At 64.0% G+C, this 19,063-nt stretch carries 16 protein-coding genes; 9 read left to right on the forward strand and 7 right to left on the reverse strand.

The genetic code is table 11. The features are described from left to right. Position 1: 1 nt before the first annotated feature. Entirely contained in the window at positions 2-2,701 is a 2,700-nt protein-coding gene (locus MESOP_RS17710; RefSeq protein WP_013894709.1) for an ATP-dependent helicase, read from the reverse strand. Between the two features lie 261 nt (positions 2,702-2,962). Here MESOP_RS17710 and MESOP_RS17715 point away from each other — a divergent pair, with 261 nt between their 5' ends. Then, positions 2,963-5,281, forward strand: a complete 2,319-nt coding sequence (locus MESOP_RS17715; RefSeq protein WP_013894710.1) for a glucose/quinate/shikimate family membrane-bound PQQ-dependent dehydrogenase — start codon at positions 2,963-2,965, stop codon at positions 5,279-5,281. 27 nt (positions 5,282-5,308) lie between these two features. Here the strand turns inward: MESOP_RS17715 and MESOP_RS17720 are convergent, their stop codons facing one another. Next, positions 5,309-5,746, reverse strand: a complete 438-nt coding sequence (locus MESOP_RS17720; protein ID WP_013894711.1) for a hypothetical protein — start codon at positions 5,744-5,746, stop codon at positions 5,309-5,311. 4 nt (positions 5,747-5,750) lie between these two features. Next, positions 5,751-5,915: a hypothetical protein gene (locus MESOP_RS35675; RefSeq protein WP_013894712.1), complete on the reverse strand. Its 165-nt coding sequence runs from the start codon at positions 5,913-5,915 to the stop codon at positions 5,751-5,753. A 227-nt stretch (positions 5,916-6,142) separates the two neighbouring features. Between MESOP_RS35675 and MESOP_RS17725 the strand changes: the two genes are divergently transcribed. Next, positions 6,143-7,030 carry a dienelactone hydrolase family protein gene (locus MESOP_RS17725; protein ID WP_013894713.1) on the forward strand — a complete coding sequence of 296 codons (888 nt, stop codon included), beginning with the start codon at positions 6,143-6,145 and terminating at the stop codon, positions 7,028-7,030. A 4-nt stretch (positions 7,031-7,034) separates the two neighbouring features. On the opposite strand, the gene MESOP_RS17730 is transcribed toward MESOP_RS17725, so the two are convergent. Further along, positions 7,035-7,937 (reverse strand): EamA family transporter, encoded by a 903-nt coding sequence (locus MESOP_RS17730; protein WP_041164174.1) that lies wholly within the window; start codon positions 7,935-7,937, stop codon positions 7,035-7,037. Between the two features lie 89 nt (positions 7,938-8,026). On the opposite strand from MESOP_RS17730, the gene MESOP_RS17735 reads away from it, so the two are divergent. After that, entirely contained in the window at positions 8,027-8,506 is a 480-nt protein-coding gene (locus tag MESOP_RS17735) for an Lrp/AsnC family transcriptional regulator (protein WP_041164779.1), read from the forward strand. 259 nt (positions 8,507-8,765) lie between these two features. Here MESOP_RS17735 and MESOP_RS17740 read toward each other — a convergent pair whose 3' ends face one another. Next, positions 8,766-8,963, reverse strand: coding sequence for a hypothetical protein (locus MESOP_RS17740; protein ID WP_013894716.1), 198 nt, complete (start codon positions 8,961-8,963; stop codon positions 8,766-8,768). 244 nt (positions 8,964-9,207) lie between these two features. Next, a complete protein-coding gene (locus MESOP_RS17745; RefSeq protein WP_013894717.1) occupies positions 9,208-9,687 on the reverse strand; it encodes a thioesterase family protein in 480 nt (159 codons plus the stop codon). Between the two features lie 102 nt (positions 9,688-9,789). Here MESOP_RS17745 and MESOP_RS17750 point away from each other — a divergent pair, with 102 nt between their 5' ends. After that, a complete protein-coding gene (locus MESOP_RS17750) occupies positions 9,790-11,202 on the forward strand; it encodes an FAD-binding oxidoreductase (RefSeq protein WP_013894718.1) in 1,413 nt (470 codons plus the stop codon). Between the two features lie 161 nt (positions 11,203-11,363). Further along, positions 11,364-11,732 (forward strand): avidin/streptavidin family protein, encoded by a 369-nt coding sequence (locus MESOP_RS17755; RefSeq protein WP_013894719.1) that lies wholly within the window; start codon positions 11,364-11,366, stop codon positions 11,730-11,732. 52 nt (positions 11,733-11,784) lie between these two features. Here MESOP_RS17755 and MESOP_RS17760 read toward each other — a convergent pair whose 3' ends face one another. After that, positions 11,785-12,771, reverse strand: coding sequence for a Dyp-type peroxidase (locus tag MESOP_RS17760; protein WP_013894720.1), 987 nt, complete (start codon positions 12,769-12,771; stop codon positions 11,785-11,787). Positions 12,772-12,904: 133 nt separating this feature from the next. Between MESOP_RS17760 and MESOP_RS17765 the strand changes: the two genes are divergently transcribed. From MESOP_RS17765 to MESOP_RS35140, 4 genes are all read left to right on the forward strand, one after another. Beyond that, positions 12,905-16,885 (forward strand): AsmA family protein, encoded by a 3,981-nt coding sequence (locus MESOP_RS17765; RefSeq protein WP_013894721.1) that lies wholly within the window; start codon positions 12,905-12,907, stop codon positions 16,883-16,885. 30 nt (positions 16,886-16,915) lie between these two features. Then, complete coding sequence (locus tag MESOP_RS36775) at positions 16,916-17,044, forward strand: DUF6471 domain-containing protein (RefSeq protein ID WP_425339691.1); 129 nt, start codon at positions 16,916-16,918, stop codon at positions 17,042-17,044. After that, entirely contained in the window at positions 17,002-17,871 is an 870-nt protein-coding gene (locus MESOP_RS35135; RefSeq protein ID WP_013894722.1) for a hypothetical protein, read from the forward strand. The genes MESOP_RS36775 and MESOP_RS35135 overlap by 43 nt, the downstream gene beginning before the upstream one ends. An 84-nt stretch (positions 17,872-17,955) precedes the next feature. Beyond that, on the forward strand, positions 17,956-18,891 hold the full coding sequence (locus tag MESOP_RS35140; RefSeq protein WP_150111209.1) for a hypothetical protein: 936 nt from the start codon (positions 17,956-17,958) through the stop codon (positions 18,889-18,891). Positions 18,892-19,063 lie beyond the last annotated feature (172 nt).

Consider the following 19,063-nt stretch of genomic DNA (forward strand, 5'->3'; position numbering starts at 1 on the left):
TTCACACCGCCGCGACGAACCCGTCCAGAACGCGTTTCTGGCCGGCCTTGTCGAAGTCGATGGTCAGCTTGTTGCCTTCGATGGCCGCAATGTTGCCGTTGCCGAATTTCTGATGGAAGACGCGGTCGCCGACGCTGAAGGCGGATGGCGTGTCGGAGACGGATTTGGCGACCAGTTCGCCGTCGATGGTACGGCCCTTGATCGAGGTGCGGCCGGCGCCGTAGCCACTGTCGGTCTCGCCATAGCCGATGCGCTCGACCTGATGGCCGGAGCGCGTGCCCCAGTTGCGGTCGGTCGCCTCGGTGCGGTTGGCCTGCGCGCGCTGCCAGCCCGGCGTCGAATAGGTGTTTGAGAAGGCGCCGGATTTTTCGGTGTTGGCACCGACATTGTCGAAGCGCGAGGCGCCGTACGGGTTCTGTCTTCCTGGTCCCTGGCCGCCGCCACGGCCCGATGCGAACGAGCCGCCGCCATAGGGATTGCCGTAGCCGCCATAGGAATTGCCGGCTTCGGCGACCTCGACATGGGAGTTCGGCAGTTCCTCGAGGAAGCGCGACGGGATGGTCGATTGCCAGAGGCCGTGGATGAGGCGGTTGGAGACGAACCAGATATGCAGGTTCTTCTTGGCCCGCGTCAGCCCGACATAGGCCAGCCGCCGCTCTTCCTCCAGCCCTGAACGGCCGCCTTCGTCGAGCGCGCGCTGGTGCGGGAACAGGCCTTCCTCCCAGCCGGGCAGGAAGACGGTCTCGAATTCGAGGCCCTTGGCCGAATGCAGCGTCATGATCGAGACGGCGTCGAGCCCGGCATTCTGCTCGGCATCCATGACCAGCGCGACATGTTCGAGGAAGGAGCGCAGCGACTCGTACTCCTCCATCGAGCGGACCAGTTCCTTGAGGTTCTCAAGCCGGCCGGGGGCTTCGGCCGAGCGGTCGTTCTTCCACATGTCGGTGTAGCCGCTCTCTTCGAGAATTGTCTCGGCGAGTTCGGTATGCGGCGTGGTTTCCAGCGCCTTCTGCCAGCGTTCGAAATTGGCGGCGACCTCGCGCAGCGCGGCGCGCGGTTTCGGCTTCAGCTCGTCGCTTTCGGCGAGGTTGGCGGCAGCCTCCAGCATCGGGATGCGCAGCGCCCGCGCCGTGTCGTGGATCTGGCGGATGGTGGCTTCACCCAGCCCGCGCTTGGGCACGTTGACGATGCGCTCGAAGGCGAGGTCGTCGCCGCCGTTGGCGACGACGCGGAAGAAGGCCAGCGCGTCGCGGATTTCCATGCGCTCGTAGAAACGCGGACCGCCGATGACGCGGTAGTTGAGGCCGAGCGTGATGAAGCGATCCTCGAAAGCGCGCATCTGGAAGGACGCGCGGACAAGGATCGCCATGTCGTTCAGATTGTGCTTCTGGCGCTGGTAGGCCTCGATGGTCTCGCCGATGGCACGCGCTTCCTCCTCGGAATCCCAGGCGGCGTGGACGTTGACCTTGCCGTCCTCGGGATCGTTGCGATCGGTGAACAGCGTCTTGCCGAAGCGGCCCTCATTGTAGGCGATGAGATGGGAGGCAGCGCCCAGGATGTGCGCGGTGGAGCGGTAGTTGCGCTCCAGCCTGATGATGGTGGCGCCGGGAAAATCCTTGTCGAAGCGCAGGATGTTGTCGACCTCGGCGCCGCGCCAGCCATAGATCGATTGATCGTCGTCGCCGACGCAGCAGATGTTGACGGTGGCCGGACGCGGATTTCCCTCCCCCTTGAGGGGAGGGTGGCCGGGCGAAGCCCGGTCGGGTGGGGTCCTCGCGGCAGTGCGCGACGCTGCAGCGGTGCCTTCTGGGGCGACCCCCTCCGCCCGCTTCGCGGGCACCTCCCCCTCGAGGGGGGAGGATTGCGGCCGCTGCGCCAAGAGCCGCAGCCACATGTACTGGGCGGTGTTGGTGTCCTGGTATTCGTCGACGAGGATGTATTTGAAGCGCCTGTGGTAGTCCTTCAGCACGTCCGGATTGGCGCGGAAGATGCGGATCGGATGGCACAGAAGATCGCCGAAATCGCAGGCGTTCAGCGTCTGCAGGCGTTCCTGGTAGGCCTTGTAGAGCTCACGGCCCTTGCCGTTGGCAAAGCTGCGCGCGTCGCCCTCGGCGATGTCGGCCGGACCTTGGCCCTTGTTCTTCCAGCCGTCGATCATCTGGGCGAACTGCTTGGCCGGCCAGCGCTTGTCGTCCAGACCCTCGGCCTGGATCAGCTGCTTGATCAGCCGCACGACGTCGTCGGTGTCGAGGATGGTGAAGTCGGATCTCAGGCCGGCAAGCTCGGCGTGGCGGCGCAGCAGTTTCACGCCGATCGAGTGGAAGGTGCCGAGCCACGGCATGCCCTCGACATTGCCTTCGCCGATCAGGATGCCGATGCGCTGCTTCATCTCGCGCGCGGCCTTGTTGGTGAAGGTCACCGCAAGGATCTGCGACGGGAAGGCTTTGCCGGTGGCGAGGATGTGGGCGATGCGGGTGGTCAGCACGCGGGTCTTGCCGGTGCCGGCGCCGGCCAGCACCAGAACCGGGCCTTCGGTGGTTTCCACCGCCAGCCGCTGTTCGGGATTCAAACCCTTGAGATAGTCGGGCGCGTTGTTCTGGCCGCCGCGGGCGGCCATGGCGCGCGCGGCAATGCCCGACGGGGCCGTGGGCCGCGCATTGGGTTCGTCGAAAAAGGGCATGTCTTCGGAAAAGCCGGACATCTTCCCCCCGAATGTAGTGATTCGGGAGGGAAAGACCAGAAGTGTCTACGTTTTGTTCCCGGTAAAGTGGCTTATCCGGCCGCCTAGCCAGCGGACGATCGGCCTGCCCAGCGTTTGCAGCAGGGGAGACAGCCCCTATCACGCCGCATGGCTCAAGCTTGACAGGCGGGGCGGGCGGAGGAAAGTTGTGTTCCGGGCGGCAACGCAATGCCGGGTTGCCCATGGCCGCGCCGCAGCGCGAACAGTCGAAGGAGTATCATCTTGGCTGTCACCATCACCTCCCTCGTTCTTTTTCTGCTTGGCCTGGCGCTTGGCGCCGGCGGCATCTGGTTGGCTTCGCTGGGCGGCAGTTGGTATTACATCATCGCCGGTCTCGCCTTCCTGATCGCCGCTTGGCTGCTCTACCGGCGCCGCTCCACGGCACTGTGGCTCTATGCGGCGATCGTGATCGGCACGCTGGCCTGGGCGGTCTGGGAAATCGGCTTCGACTGGTGGGAACTCGGCCCGCGCGGCGGCATCATCGTGCTGGTGGCGCTGTGGCTGCTGACGCCGTGGGCGAGGCGGGGGCTTGCCGGTCCCGACGGGCGCGCACCGCTGATCCTGGCGGTGCTGGCGTCGCTGGCGGTGGCCGGCTATTCGATGACCACGGACCCCAAGGACATCGCCGGCGCGCTCGACACCGATAAGGTGACCCCCAACGCCAATCTTGGCGGCGATGTGCCGGCCGGCGAGTGGCACTATTACGGCCGCACGCAATTCGGCCAGCGCTATTCCCCGCTCGACCAGATCACGCCGGACAATGTCGCCAACCTGAAGCCAGCCTGGACCTACCGGACCGGCGACGTAAAGGGGCCTGACGATGTTGGCGAGACCACCTATCAGGTCACGCCGCTGAAAGTCGGCGACACGCTCTACATCTGCACGCCGCACAATTTTGCCATCGCGGTCGATGCGGCGACCGGCAAGGAAAAATGGCGCTACGATCCCAAGATCAAGCTCGACAAGGATCGCCAGCACCAGACCTGCCGTGGCGTATCCTATTATGCCGATGCCGCAGGCGCTGCCGGGCAACCCTGCGCCACGCGCGTCTACCTGCCGACCTCGGATGCGCGGCTGATCGCGCTCGACGCCGCCAACGGGCAGGTCTGCCCCGCCTTCGCCGAGGGCGGCACGCTCAACCTTCTGACAGGGATGCCGTACCCGAAGTCGGGCTATTATTACTCGACTTCGGCGCCGCTGATCGCGGGCGGCAAGATCATCGTCGGCGGCGCGGTCAACGACAATTATTCGACGCAGGAGCCGTCCGGCGTCATCCGCGCCTATGATGCCGCCACCGGCAAATTGCTGTGGAACTGGGATTCCGGCAATCCGGACCAGACGACGCCGCTGGCGCCCGGCCAGACCTACACCGCCAACTCGCCCAACATGTGGTCGACGCCGAGCGCCGACGAGAAGCTCGGCCTGCTCTATGTGCCGCTCGGCAACCAGACGCCGGACCAACTCGGCATGGGCCGCAGCGACAATGTCGAGAAGTTCTCCTCCTCGATCACCGCGCTCGACCTCAACACCGGACAGTTGAAATGGGTGCGGCAGACCGTACATCACGACCTGTGGGACATGGACGTGCCGGCGCAGCCGACCCTGATCGACATCACCAAGGCCGACGGCTCGATCGTGCCGGCCCTGGTCGGGCCGACCAAGCAGGGCGATCTCTATGTGCTCGACCGGCGCAGCGGTGAGCCGGTGATCGCGGTCAAGGAAGTGCCGGCGCCAGGCGGCGCCATCGAAGGCGACCACACATCGCCGACCCAGCCGGCGTCGGACCTCTCCTTCAACCCGAAGCCGCTGACCGATGCCGACATGTGGGGCATCACCATGTTCGACCAGCTGGCCTGCCGGATCGCTTTCCACAAATTGCGCTATGAAGGCCGCTACACGCCGCCCTCGCTGCAGGGATCGCTGGTCTATCCCGGTAATTTCGGCACCTTCAACTGGGGCGGCGTGGCGGTCGATCCGGTGCGGCAGGTGATGTTCGGCATGCCGACCTATCTCGCCTTCACGTCGAGACTCGTTCCGCGCGCGGACGTGCCGGCGCCGGGCGACGACACCAAGGGCAGCGAGCAGGGGCTGAACCGCAATGACGGCGCTCCCTATGCGGTGGTGATGGGACCGTTCCTGTCGCCGCTCGGCATTCCCTGCCAGGCGCCGCCCTGGGGCTATGTCGCCGGCGTCGATCTCAGGACCGGCGCGATCGCCTACAAGCACCGCAACGGCACCGTCTACGACATGACGCCACTGCCGCTGCCGCTGAAGGTCGGGGTGCCCGGCATTGGCGGGCCGATGATCACCGCCGGCGGCGTCGCCTTCCTGGGTGCTGCGGTCGACGATTATCTGCGCGCCTATGATTTGACATCGGGCAAGCAGCTCTGGCAGGCACGGCTGCCGGCCGGCGGGCAATCGACGCCGATGACCTATACGGTGGCGGACGGGCGCCAGTTCGTGGTCATCGTCGCCGGCGGCCACGGCTCGGTCGGCACCAAGCCCGGGGATTACGTAATGGCCTACGCGCTGCCGAAGTAGGCGGCGGGCAACACCAAATCGTTGGTGCTAGCCGAGCCCCAAATGGCCCTTCAGGCTGGGCACCGAGCCGAGCACCTGGTTGGTCAAATCGGGGCCAGCGGCGGCTTCGGCCTGCTGGACCAGCGTTTCGCCGGCCTTCTGGATTTGCGCCATGTCGAGGCCGGATGCCTTGAGCGCGGCGAGGCCGTTGACCAGCGCGCCGGCCTTTTCGCCGAGGACGCCGCCAAGGGCGCCCTGCAGCGACGACAGGAAGCCGCCACCGCCGCCGGCAGGGGCGGCGGCCATGACATCATATTTCTGCGCCAGCGCATCGGCGCCCGGGATCTTGGCGAAGAAGGACGAAGCGCTGGTGCCTTCCGCTTCGTGCTCGAGCACCGAGAAAATGGTGCCGACGACTTTTTCCGTCGTTGCCTGGTCGAGACCCGCCTTCTGCGAAACGGTGTTCACGATGTCCTGTACGTCCATGACTTCACCTCAACCTTGGGTTTTTCGTGTTTGCCGGATAGCGCTGGCTGCGAACCTTGACCGTCGACTTCTTGACCATGGACTCGCGGCTCGCCGCGACAATTGTCGCGCGCATCGCCGGTATGGCGGCGGCAATCATGAAGGCGGTTGCAAGGATCGGCATGGTCATCGTTTCCTCCAGGCCGCGCCATCGGGCGGCCGATCAGCCAGTTTCCCCTACTATTGTGGCAGCGCCATCAAGATTGTCGATGATGACAAAAACGTGATGAGAGATGAGATCCGTCGTCTGGGCGCCGATCGCTGGGCGGACCGATGTCACTGTCCCGTGACTGGACGATGAGAGGCTGGCCCCTATCTTGCGGACGGCAGGGACAGTCCAGCCCGGAGGAGTGCGCCATGACCGACGTCACCACCACACCCGTGATCACCCAGGCGATGATCGACGCCTATGACGAATACACGCATCTGACGCTCGACCGCCGCCGCTTCATGGAACAACTGAGCAGGCTTGCCGGGTCGGGTGCGGCGGCGGCCGCGATCGCGCCGCTTTTGGCCGCGAACTCCGCCCAGGCGGCGATCGTTGCCGAAAACGATGCCCGCGTGAAAGGCGAGGACATCACCTATCCCGGCAGCGGCGGCGAGATGAAGGGCTATCTGGTCAGACCGGCAAACCAGACAGGCAAGGTCGGCACCGTCATCGTCATCCATGAAAACAGGGGGCTCAACCCGCATATCCGCGACGTTGCCCGGCGCGTGGCGCTGGAAGGGTTCGTGGCGCTGGCGCCCGATTTCCTGTCGCCGCTCGGCGGCACGCCCGCCGACGAGGACAAGGCGCGCGACATGTTCACCACGCTCGACCCGGCACAGGCCGTCGCCAACGGCGTTGCCACCGTCGCCTTCCTCAAGGCCGACAAGGACGGCAACGGCAAGGTCGGCGCCATCGGCTTCTGCTGGGGCGGCGGCACCGCCAACATGCTGGCCGTCAATGCCCCCGACCTTGCCGCCAGCGTCGCCTATTACGGCATGCAGCCGAAGGCCGCGGACGTGTCGAAGATCAAGGCGGCATTGCTGCTGCACTATGCCGGGCTCGACGATCGCACCAATGCCGGCATCGACGCTTTCAAGAAGGAACTGGATGCCGCCCATGTCGAATACAAGGTCTATGTCTATGAAGGCGCCAACCATGCCTTCAACAACGACACCTCAGCGGCGCGCTACGACAAGAAGGCGGCCGATCTCGCCTGGGGCCGGACGATCGCTTTTTTGAAGGAGAAACTGGCGTAGGTGTCTAATCCGTCCTCGCCGGCTTGTGGAAGGCGACGCCGGCGACCACCAGCGCGATGCCAACACAATCGCTGAAGCCGGGTATCTGGCGCAGCACGATGACGCCGATCAGCGTTGCCGTGACCGGGAGCAGCGACAGCATCAGCGCAAAGCTCGAACGCGGCAGCCGCGACATGGCGAGCTGATCGCAGATGTAGGGAATGACCGAGGAACAGATGCCGACGCCGATGGCGGCGATGAGCAGCGGCGGCGAGAAGAAGGCGGGCAGCGCGTCGGTAAAGCCGATCGGAAGCACGACCAAGAAGGCGACTGCCATGGCTGCTCCCAGGCCCGCTATGCCGTCACCGGCGCCGGCGCGGGCGACGCGGTGGCCGAGCACGATGTAGCCGACAAAGAGCGCGCCGTTGAGGAAGGCCCAGAACAGCCCGAGCGGATCGCTGGACCACTTCACGTCGATCAGCAGCAAGGTGCCGGTGACGGCTATCGTCAGGGCGGCCAGGTTGCGGACGCTCCTGAGGCCGACCAGCGCGACGCCGATTGTGCCGACGAATTCGATCGCTGCCACCAGCGAGATCGGCAACCGGTCGAGCGCCAGGTAGAACGCGCAGTTCATCACTGCCAAGCAAGCGCCGAAGGCCAGCAACAGCAGCCGGGTTTGGGGATCGGCGCGGGCGAAGGTCCGCCACGGGCGCGTCAGCGGTGCGAAGATCAGCGCGGCGGTGGCGATGCGCAGCCACGCCATGCCGAGCACGCCGACATGCGGGAAAAGCAGCACCGCGAAAGCCGGGCCCAGATAGTGGAAGACGGCGCTGACGCCGAACCAGACATGCGGCGGCAGTTTTGCCGCCAGGAGCATGGGGCCGCCGAGGGCAGGGCTGGCAGCAGGCGCTTGCGTTCGATCGTTCATCGGATCAGTATCGCAGGCGGTTTTTCCTAATCACATGGGGAGCGACCGGCCTGTCTGGCATGTTCCTTACCGGAAGCAAGGATTTTTCCGTGAAACGCCTTCGAACCGAAAACATCGATCTCGATGCCGCGGACATGAAGATCCTGCGCCTGCTGGAAAAGGATGCGCGCGCCAGCACGGCGGAGCTGGCGCGCGCGGTCGGCCTGTCGGCACCGAGTGTCGCGGAGCGGATCAAGCGGCTGCAGGAGAACGGCGTGATCGAAGCCTATTGCGTCAGGATCAATCCCGCCGCCCTTGGCCTGAAGCTGTCGGCGTGGCTGCGGATCCGGCCGGTGCCGGGGCAATTGTCCGTGGTGGCCGACATCATCCGCGAGCTACCGGAGATCGCGCAATGCGACCGGGTGACCGGGGAGGACTGTTTCATTGCGCTCGCGCATGTCGGCTCGGTAACGGAGCTGGAACGGGTGATCGACCGGATCATCCCCTACGCGATGACCAACACGGCCATCATCCAGTCGTCGCCGGTGGTGGCGCGCTCGCCGCTGGCTGCGATCAAAAGATCGGCGTAGACCGGGGCGCAATTCGAGAGATGCTTGTTGATGGGTTGCGCCGCCCCTCATCTGCCTGCCGGCATCTTCTCCCCGTATAGTGACGGGGAGAAGGGGCTGGCCGCAATGTCGGCGCTTGTTCTGCAATGCTGGTGATTGGCGAAGCTGCCGGTGACAGCGTCCTTCTCCCCGTCACTATACGGGGAGAAGTGCCCGGCAGGGCGATGAGGGGCAGCACTGACCTATCGAAAATGGTAGCCGGGATGCCTACCCATCGGTGCTAAGCATGCCCGCGCTTCAGGCGGGCGCGCTTCAGAATGCTGCGCCAGCGGATCATGTCGAACGGGATCGGTTCGTTGTTGTTGGCGATATGGAAGATCTCGTTGTCGACGTTCTTGAGCGAACGCCAGAAATCATAGTCGGTGATGCGCGGATCGGCGGCCAGCCTGTCTACCTCGACCTTGATGTCGGTTTTCATGCACGTTCCTCGAACCGGCTCCGCCCGCCGCCCGTATAACAACCCGTGCGGACCTTTTCTGCCGCTCCGCTGAGTCGTTCAACGGCCCAATTGGCTTGTTCCCGTTAAAACCTCGGTAAGGTTAACGCCGTGGCGAGGCTGCTTCAAGAACCGGCGCCAGCCGATTTGCAGGTTCTTCCATTTTGAGCTGCCGGTGTGGCTTTGATGCCCAATTCGCTGGACGCGGTGACAGTGTCAGCTCGCCCTATTTGCGCTTGATCCCGATCGAGCGGCCGGCACGCTCCGGCATCGGCAGCACCGAATGGGCTGAACGCATGGCTTCGACCTTGGCCAGCACATCGGCGGGGAAGGGCGCGACCTTCGGCCCCGACATGTCGACATGCAGTGACAAGGTCTCGGAGGTGGCGGCGAGCCAGCCGTCGACATGGCGGATTTCCTGATAGGCTCTCAGCCGCTTCTCGTCATGGTCGATCAGCTGGAAGGAGACCTGGACCTTATGGTCCAGATGCAGCTCCTGCACGTAGCAGACATGGACTTCGGCGGTGTAGATGGTGAGCCGCCGCTCTTTCACATAGTCCAGCCCCATGCCCATCGCCTCGAAGGCCTCGTCCGAGCTGCGGTCGAACAGCACGTTGTAGTAGGCCATGTTGAGATGGCCGTTGTAGTCGATCCAGTCTTTTTCGATGTCCATGGGCCTGGAGACGAACGGGGCGGGGATGGACATGGAAACTTCCTTGTTCTGGCGCTGGACAGAGCGTGGCTACGGAGACTACGCATCCATAATCGCATAACAAGCGTGGACACTGGTCCATTCGCGGAGGAATTCATGGCTCTGAGCGACCTCAATCCCGTCGAACGCAACGAGGAAGGCATCGCGGCGGTGCTCGGCATCCTCAAGCAGCGGCTCGGCGAGCGCTTCCAGACCGGCGAGGCCATCCGCTCGCAGCACGCGCACACCACCACTTACATCCCGACGCAGGCGCCCGATGGCGTCGCTTTTCCGGAGACGGCGGCCGAGGTGCAGGAGATCGTGCGCGCCTGCGCGGCTCACCGCGTGCCGGTGATCGCCTTCGGCGTCGGTTCGTCGCTGGAGGGCCACACCAATGCACCGGGCGGTGGTATCTCGGTCGATACGTCGCGCATGAACCGGATTCTTTCGGTCAATCCGCAGGATCTCGACTGCACGGTCGAGCCCGGGGTGACACGCGAGGATCTCAACCGGCATCTGCGCGACACCGGCCTGTTCTTTCCGATCGATCCGGGCGCCAATGCCTCGCTCGGCGGCATGGCGGCGACGCGGGCGTCCGGCACCAACGCCGTGCGCTATGGAACGATGCGCGAGAACGTGCTGTCGCTGACCGCCGTCATGGCCGACGGCGAGACGGTGACGACCGGCAAAAGGGCGAAGAAAAGTTCTGCCGGCTATGATTTGACGCGGCTCTTGGTCGGCTCGGAAGGCACGCTCGGCATCATCACCTCTCTGACACTGAGGCTGCAAGGCATTCCGCAGGCGATCTCGGGTGGCGTCTGTCCGTTTCCGAGCGTCGAGTCGGCCTGCAACGCCGTCATCGCGACGATCCAGATGGGCATCCCGGTGGCTCGCATCGAACTGGTCAATGCGCTGCAGATGCGGGCGATGAAGACTTATTCAAAGCTCGATTATCCCGAGAGCCCATGCCTGTTCGTCGAATTCCACGGCAGCGATGCCGGCGTCGCCGAGCAGGCCGAGACCTTCGGCATGATCGCGGAGGAAAATGGCGGCGGACCGTTCCTGTGGACCAGCGTCGCCGAGGAGCGGACCAAATTGTGGAAGGCCAGGCACGACGCCTACTGGTCGTCGCTGACATTGCGGCCGGGCGCCAAGGGCCTGTCGACAGATGTCTGCGTGCCGATCTCGCGCTTTGCCGAATGCGTCACCGAAACGGAAGCCGATATCGCCGAGATGGGGCTGATCGCGCCGATCGTCGGCCATGCCGGCGACGGCAATTTCCACGTGCTGGTGCTGATGGACGTCAACGACCCCAAGGAGATCGAGCTGTCGGAAAAATTCGTCTCGCGGCTTAACATGCGGGCGATCGCCATGGATGGCACCTGCACTGGCGAGCATGGCATCGGTCAGGGCAAGATCGGCTTCCTGCGCCACGAACTCGGCCACGGCGTCGATATCATGCGCACCATCAAGCAGGCGCTTGACCCACAAAACATCATGAATCCGGGCAAGATATTGCCGCGAGACTAGCCAGTCCTTCGACGCAAGGTTCGCATGCGGCTTTGTCTTTGACCGAACCACGCTTCGAGCCGAGATCGGGCGCACAATGGAACCGCCCGCACCTTCGGAACCGATTCCCGGCTTTCCCGTTGCGGCAACCAACGGATATCGTCAAAGCGGAGCGGCCTCCCATGGACTGGAAAGGCGTCTGGAAGAATCAATACGGTTCCATTGTCGAGATCACCGATGATGCGGACAATCGTATATCGGGATCGTTTCGAACCGCGCTGCCGGATAGCGGATTCCATGGCCAGGAAATTCCGATTTTGGGCGTCCACCGCGGCGACTGCATCAGTTTTGCCGGCGGCGGGAAAACGGCGGTCGGGGATGCGGTCGTTTCCTATACCGGCCTTCTTCGGGAGGGAAAGATGGAGACGTTGTGGTTTGTCGTCTCGGATGCGGCGATAAAGGCCAACGGCGAGGGCCAACCCGCGAAAATCGAAAAACTGAATTGGTGGCGTTCGATGTCGACCAGCGCGGACACGTTCCAAAGAGGCTAGTCCCGATGGCAGGGGAAGCCATTTGGCCCCGCTGGTCGCCGAATCCGGAGCGCTAGCGTGCGGCCGCAGGCTGCTCCTGCGCGTCCTGGACAAGGGCCTGCAGCATGGGTCGTGTCGGGGCGAAGAAGGTCGTGCCCGTGTGCGGCGTGGAGACATCGAGCAACCGGTCGTAGGCGCCCGGCGGGTCGCCGAGATACATGCGCTGCAGCATCTTTTCGGTGACCCAGAGATACCGGGAATAGCCGATGAAGTAGGTGCCGAACTCGTTCTGCCCCGGCCTGCCGAACGGCATGTTGTCGCGCAATATATCGTACTCGTTGCCGTCGGCATCCTCGATGGTGGCCAGCGACTTGTGGGACTTGCGCGGCGCGTCGTCATCGTCGATTTCGATGTTGTCGATCTTGGTGCGGCCGATGATCGCCTCCTGCTCGGGCGTTGGAATGCGCGCCCAGGCCTGGAGATCGTGCAGGTATTTCTGGACGACGACATAGCTGCCGCCGGCAAAGCCGGCATCCTCGTCGCCGACCAGTGCCGAGGCGGGCAGGTCGAGGCCGGTAGGGTTGGCCGTGCCGTCGACGAAACCGAGCAGGTCGCGGGCGTCGAAATAGCGAAAGCCCGTGACTTCGTCGACGACGGTCACACCAGGGCCAAGCCTGTCGAGCAGGATACGCTCGAACTCGAAGCACATGTCTGATCGTTCGGCGCGGATGTGGAAGAGCAGGTCGCCCGGTGTCGACGGGGCGGAATGGACCGCGCCCTTGATCGGCGCGAATGGTTTCAGCTCCAGCGGCCGCCGATCGGGGCTGAGGCGATCCCAGAGGGCGCGGCCGATGCCGGCGATGCAGGACAGGCGGCCGCCGAGGTCGCGGAACCCGACATTCTTGACCAGGTCGTCAAGGTCGCCGAGCGCGGAACAAATCCTGGCGAGAGCCGGCGGTTCATCGGCGACGGTGACGACCAGAAAAATCGCCGACTGCGAAAGCGGGGCATCGACGCTTTGCGCATCGATCGGCACGCGATCCCAGTTCTTGCCTGACATCCGAAAATCTCCGCTATTTCCAGGATTTGTTTCAGATCGTCCGACAGGACGCAACACTCGAAGAATTGCCTCTTTATCGACACGCGGATGCGGGTAGAGTGCGGCGGAAATTCAATCAACCTGTTCGGAGCTGATGCTCGCACGCCTGTTCGTGATCTTCGGTGGCCTGTTCGTGCTGGTGCTGTGTGCGGCGCTGGTGGTGCCGTATTTTATCGACTGGACCGGCTACCGCACCGATTTCGAACGTGAGGCGAGCGCCATCCTCGGCCGCAAGGTGACCGTGCAGGGCGACGCCACGGCAAGGCTGTTGCCGTTCCCCTCGGTGACCTTCTCCAACGTCGCCGTCGCCGGTGGTCCCAACGGCGAGCCCGCCATGACCGTCGAGACGTTTTCGATGGATGCCGAACTCGCGCCCTTCCTGCGCGGAGAGGTGCTGATCTTCGACATGCGGCTGGTGCGGCCGAAGGCGACCATCGACATCGCCAGGGATGGCACGGTCGACTGGGCCATGCGCCCGTCCTCGCCCTTCAACCCCAGCCAGATCTCGATCGAGAAGCTGACGGTGACCGAAGGGCAGATCGAGTTGCGCCATGCTGCCGGCGGGCGCAGTCACATCTTTTCCGAAATCAATTCGACCATTTCAGCCAAGTCGCTGGCCGGTCCATGGCGCCTGGACGGCACGTTGCGGCTGGACGGCTTGCGCACCACGGTCGCTGCGTCGACCGGCAAGGCCGAACCCTCCGGGCAAATGCGCATTCGCCTGAAGGCCGACCCCGATGCCTATCCGCTGGTGATCGAAACAGACGGCAATGCTGGCATCGTCAACGGCGCCGCCGTCTACTCAGGCCAGTTCAAGATTTCCGGTGCCGACAAGAACAGCGCCGAGCTGCGCGGCACCGATGGCGAGACGGTGAAGGTCTCGACCGGCAAGCCCGATCCGGGCTTTCGGCTGAACGGCAAGTTCTCGCTCGACCATCAGAAGCTCGGCGTCGACGAATTCCGTTTCGAGACGGGGCCGCTGGACAATCCCTATACCGCCGACGGCAAGGCCTCGGTCGACCTCGGCCAGAAGCCGAGCTTCGCCATCGAGGCCAATGGCGCGCAGGTGCAGTTCGACGAGGCCGTGGGCGCTCAGGCCGGCACCGGCCTGACGCTCGATCAGCGCATTGCCGGGCTGGAGCAGGCGCTGCTCGATCTGCCGAAGCCGACCATTCCCGGCACCGTCGAGGTCAAGCTGCCGGCGGTGGTCGCCGGGGACACGACGGTGCGCGATGTGCATCTTTCCGCCGAGCCGGTCGAAGATGGCTGGAAGATAAAGTCGCTTGCCGCGACACTGCCGGGCCGCACCACGCTGGAAGCCGATGGCATGCTGGTGCTCAACGTGCAGAGCCATTTCGGCTTCACCGGCTCGTTGCTGCTTGCGGTGGCGCAGCCCTCGGGCTTCGCCGCCTGGTTGTCGAAGGATGTCGACGAGGCGATCCGCCGCCTGCCGGCCGCCGGCTTCAAGGCCAAGGTCGATCTCTCGGGAAACCATCAATCCTTCAGCGACCTCGAACTGATCCTGGGCAAGGCGAAGTTTTCCGGACGCATCGATTCCAGCCAGCCCGACGACGCCAGGCCCTCGGTGCTGATGCGGCTCCAGGGCGGCGAGCTCGATGTCGACGGGCTGGCGGCGTTCGCCTCGATCTTCGTCAGCGACAAGGGCGCCAACCGCTTCGCCGACCGCGATCTCGATTTCCAGATCAAGGCCGGGCCGGTCAGCGCCGGCGGGCTGACCGCCGACACAGTCGACACGGCGCTGAGGCTGCGCGAGGGCTTGCTCGAAATCGACCGGCTGTCGGTGGGCGGGCTGGCCGGCGCCTCGATCAGCACCACGGGCCGGATCAAGGATTTCCCGGCGAGCCCGACCGGCAAGCTGGACGCTTCCGTGGTCGCCGTCGACCTGAAGCCGCTGATCGACGTCGCCGCGCAGCATTACCCGGACAGTACAGTGCTGAAGGGCCTGGCAAGCCGTGCGGCCGCCTATCCCGACCTGTTCCAGGATGCCCGCGTCGACCTCGTGGCGAGTGCCGCCGACAATGGCGATGGCACGACGGGCCTGGCGGTGAGCGGGCAGGGCAGGGCCGGCGGCTCGGCGTTTTCGGCCTCGCTGTCGGGGAAGGGGGCGATGGACGATCTTCTCGACGCGCCGGTAACGCTGACCTTCAACGCCAAAAATCCCGACGCCACCGCTCTCCTGGCGCTTTACGGCCTGCCGGCGCTGCCGCTCGGCATGCTGGGCGAGGCCAGCACCGATATCCAGGCCAAAGGCACGCTCAGTGGCGGCCTGGCGACAAATTTCAGCCTCACCGGCAACGACTTCAAGGCCGGCTTCGAGGGAACCGTGGCGGACACGCCGCAAGGGCCCACCGCCAAGGGCAAGCTCAGCCTCGACGCCGCCGACATCGAACCCTGGCTGATGACATCGGGCATCGGCCTGCCGGGCATGGGCGCCGGCATGTCGGCATCGCTCGCGGCGCAGGGCGACTACGGCAACGGCCTGCTGGTGCTCGACAATCTCAGCGGCGCCATCAACGAGGCTGCGGTGTCCGGCGACGTCAATGTCGATGTCAAGGACGGCGTGCCGCATCTGGCCGGCGCGCTGGCACTCGACGAACTCGACCTCGATCCGATGGCGGTGGCGCTGTTCGGCGATTCCGCCTTTCTTGCTGACAAGGGCGGGGCTGACAAGAACGGGGCCGACGACAAGCGCGGCGCCTGGCCGGATGCGCCCTTCAGCCAGAAATCCAGCCTGCCGTTCACCGCCGACCTCGACCTGACGACAGCGGCACTCGCCGCCGGCTCGTTCGCCACCGCTTACGACGCTGGCTTTTCGCTCAAGCTCGACCAGGAAGGCATCCGCGTTTCCGATCTCAATGCCAAGCTCCTGGGCGGGGTGCTGACCGGCCTGTTCGAATTGAAGAACAATGACGGCACCGGGCTTTTCAGCGGCCAGATGAAACTGGCCGGATCCGATTTGGGGACCGTGCTGCCGGATGCCGGCATCAGCGGCAAAAGCGATTTCTCGGCGGCGCTGTCGACCAGCGGCAAGTCGGTCGATGCGATGGTCGCCGCTTTGTCGGGTTCCGGCACGGCGACGCTCAAGGGGTTGCAGATCGCCGGCGTCAACCCCGATGCGTTCAGCGCTTTGCTTGCCAAGGCCGATGCGATCGGGCGCGACATCGACGCAGCCAAGACCGCCGGCTTCGCGCCTGACATCGCCGCCGGCGGCAGCTTTGCCGCCGGGGATGCCGAGATTGCTTTCACGGTTGCCGGCGGCACGCTGCGGGCGCCGCCGATCAGTTTTGAAAATCCGGCGGCGACCCTGTCCGCCGATATCACGGCCGATCTCAACGCCAGCACGGTGTCGGCCAGGGGCGCGATCACCTACAAGCCCGGCGACGAGGCCCTGGTCGGTTCCGAGCCGGTCATGAATTTCACCGCCGAAGGCCCGCTCGGCGCCATCAAACGGCAGTTCGACAGCGAGCCGCTGGCGCAGTTCCTGACCCAGCGGGCGCTGGAAAAGGAGCAGCAGCGCGTCGAGGCGATGCAGGCGGCGCTGCTGGAGAAACAGCGGCTGCGGCGCGAGGTGCGCTACTACGCTGCACTCCAGGATGCGCGCGACAAGGCCGCCGAGGAACTTCGCCAACAGGAGGAAGCGGCGCGGCTGAAAGCCGAGGCGGACGCCAAGGCGAAAGCGGAGGCCGACGCCAAGGCCCAGGCTGAAGCGGATGCCAAGGCTGAAGCGGATGCGAAGGCGAAAGCCGACGCCGAAGCGAAAGCCAAGGCGGATGCCGACGCCAAGGCAAAGGCGGATGCCGACGCCAAGGCCGCGGCCGAGCAGCAGGCCGCCGACGAGGCGGCCAAGGCCCAGGCGGAACAGGAGCGCCAGAAGGCGGAAGAGGCAAAGCGCATCGCCTCGCAGGAAAAGGCAAGGCAGGAGGCCGAACGGAAAGCCGCGGAACCTGCGCCCAAGGTCGAGCGTGCGCCGCAGCCGCAGGCCAACGACAATCCGCCAGCGAAACCAATGGCCAATCCGTTCACGATCGACAATCTGTTGAAGTCGTTGGAGTAGGGCAGTCTTATGTAGCAAACCCACCCAAAATTGGATGCTATTGGAGTCGAGGAAAAAGAGGTAAACATTCGCAACAAACTTGCGAGGGGCAAGTTTTCAGCAGCGTTGTTGCTTCAATGCCTAAAGGCGATTGGTTCTCCCACCTTGCACTTGGACTGATTGCAGGACTTGGGCTGGCGCTCGTCTATATGACTTCGCTGGCCTTCATGAATGGGTACCTAGTTGCTGATAACCCATATGGTCCCCCCGAACGCCACCAAGGCAATCTGAACAAGGGTCAGCGAGATCACGGCTATGTCGAGCCTTTTGGGCAGACAACTGGCGACGACATCCGCAAGCTTGAAGCTCGCGAAAATCCAGACGATCCCAAATATTACCAAGAGCAGGACCGCCGGGCGCAAAAGAGCGCTGCGGACGCTTCGCAAGTCATGGTGTTTCTGACTGAGGTATCGATAATGCTGGGGCTCGTAGGCGCCGGAGCAATTATCTGGACTCTCGCAGTTTCTAGAGAATCCAATTCCATCTCTCGCGAAACCGCCGAACGCCAACTGCGCGCCTACGTCTTGCCGGCTAACTGCACCTTGGAGCTTGCCGCTGACAATGATCCCACCGCGCATGTCCGCATACAAAACTTTGGCCAAACGCCCGCTTTCGATGTCAGAAGCTGGATCCACATCTGGGTGGAGGCTTACCCAAAGAGGGTGGAATTCCCCAATGCCCCTGACGATTTGCCGAAGGGACAGGGTGTGAGGGGGCCGGGTTTCCACGCCACATTTCGACATCGCCGCGAACTCCCAATCCACGCTTGGGAGATGGAACGAATTCGCACGAAAACAGCCGCCATCTATGTATACGGCGTCGTCGAGTACCGAGATTGCTTCGGGAAGAAGCGGCGGACGAAGTTCCTTAAGTTCTTCTATGGCGAATACGACTCCACCAAGACCGACAACATGCACGACTACATGGAGGGTAACGAGGCCGACTAGACCTACGATGGCGGGCCATACCGCCCGCACGATCACCGCAGGAATCCTTCAGGTTGTGGAGTCGCCAGTTCTCCCGCAAGATGGATGCTTGTGCATTCTGGGGGGATTGCGGTGCGGGTTCTTTTCTTTGCGCTGTTCATGGCGCTAGTTCCACAACTCGTCGCTGCCGACCCAGTAAAGCAGGGCGGGCAGGATGAACAGACAAAGCCCGAACAACACCAACAGACCGCGCCCAGTCCGCCACCGGTAAGTCAGCCTCCAGTCGAGAACGCCGACAAACCCGGAAATTCCAATCCACCCTGCGAGCCCGGACAAGACAATCGCAGCTCCGATCTGTGCGCCCAATGGAAGGCTGCCGACGCCGCCCAACAGTCGGCTAACTGGACCACTATTGGGGCTGTCTTGGGGTTCTTCACGTTCGCTGCCGCTGTAGCTGCCGCTAAGTTTGCCAGAGACGCCGCCATCCATACCGAAGCGGGCGCCATCGCCGCCAACCAAGCGCTCGCCCAAGCCGAGAATACTTCCAAACTTGAGCTTCGCGCCTATCTGAACGTGATCCCGAACGGCATCAACCCACTCAAAAAGCGCCGCAACGTGATTGGGCACATTCTCATAAGGAACGTTGGACAATCCATCGCACAGAATGTGCGTACCTTTGTGCGCCTCACAATTAGCGAGGATCGCGACTGGGTTACGCCCGCAACAGACTCGAGTTCCTCGAAGGCATCGGGCGCACTCGTCCCCAGTGGAGAAATCGGCAAGGGGAGCTACGGAGTGATCGCGACGTCGGAAATCGCGGCAACTATTGAACCGCGTCGGTACGCATATGTTTGGGGTGCTGTGTTCTATGACGATGGTTTCAATCAACCTCGCGCTACGCGCTTCTGCCATCGTTACAATTGCGAAAGCGCCGAAAGCCCGGTCATGAGTGTTGGCAACACCGGCCGATTCATAACCGGAGAATGGTCTATCGATCCGAGCATCGCCCGCTATCATGAACACGGCAACGATGCCGACTAAGATGGCGGCCCTTGCCGCTCGCGCCCACACGGCGCGCCGCCTAGCTCACGGTCTCCTCCCGTCGTCCGGGTTTGGTGCGTTTGCTACATAAGACCGCAGTAGGGCAGTAGGGCAGTAGGGCAGTAGGGCAGTAGGGCAGTAGGGCAGTAGGGCAGTAGGGCAGTAGGGCAGT

Source organism: Mesorhizobium opportunistum WSM2075, from assembly GCF_000176035.2.
GTDB classification, from domain to species: domain Bacteria; phylum Pseudomonadota; class Alphaproteobacteria; order Rhizobiales; family Rhizobiaceae; genus Mesorhizobium; species Mesorhizobium opportunistum.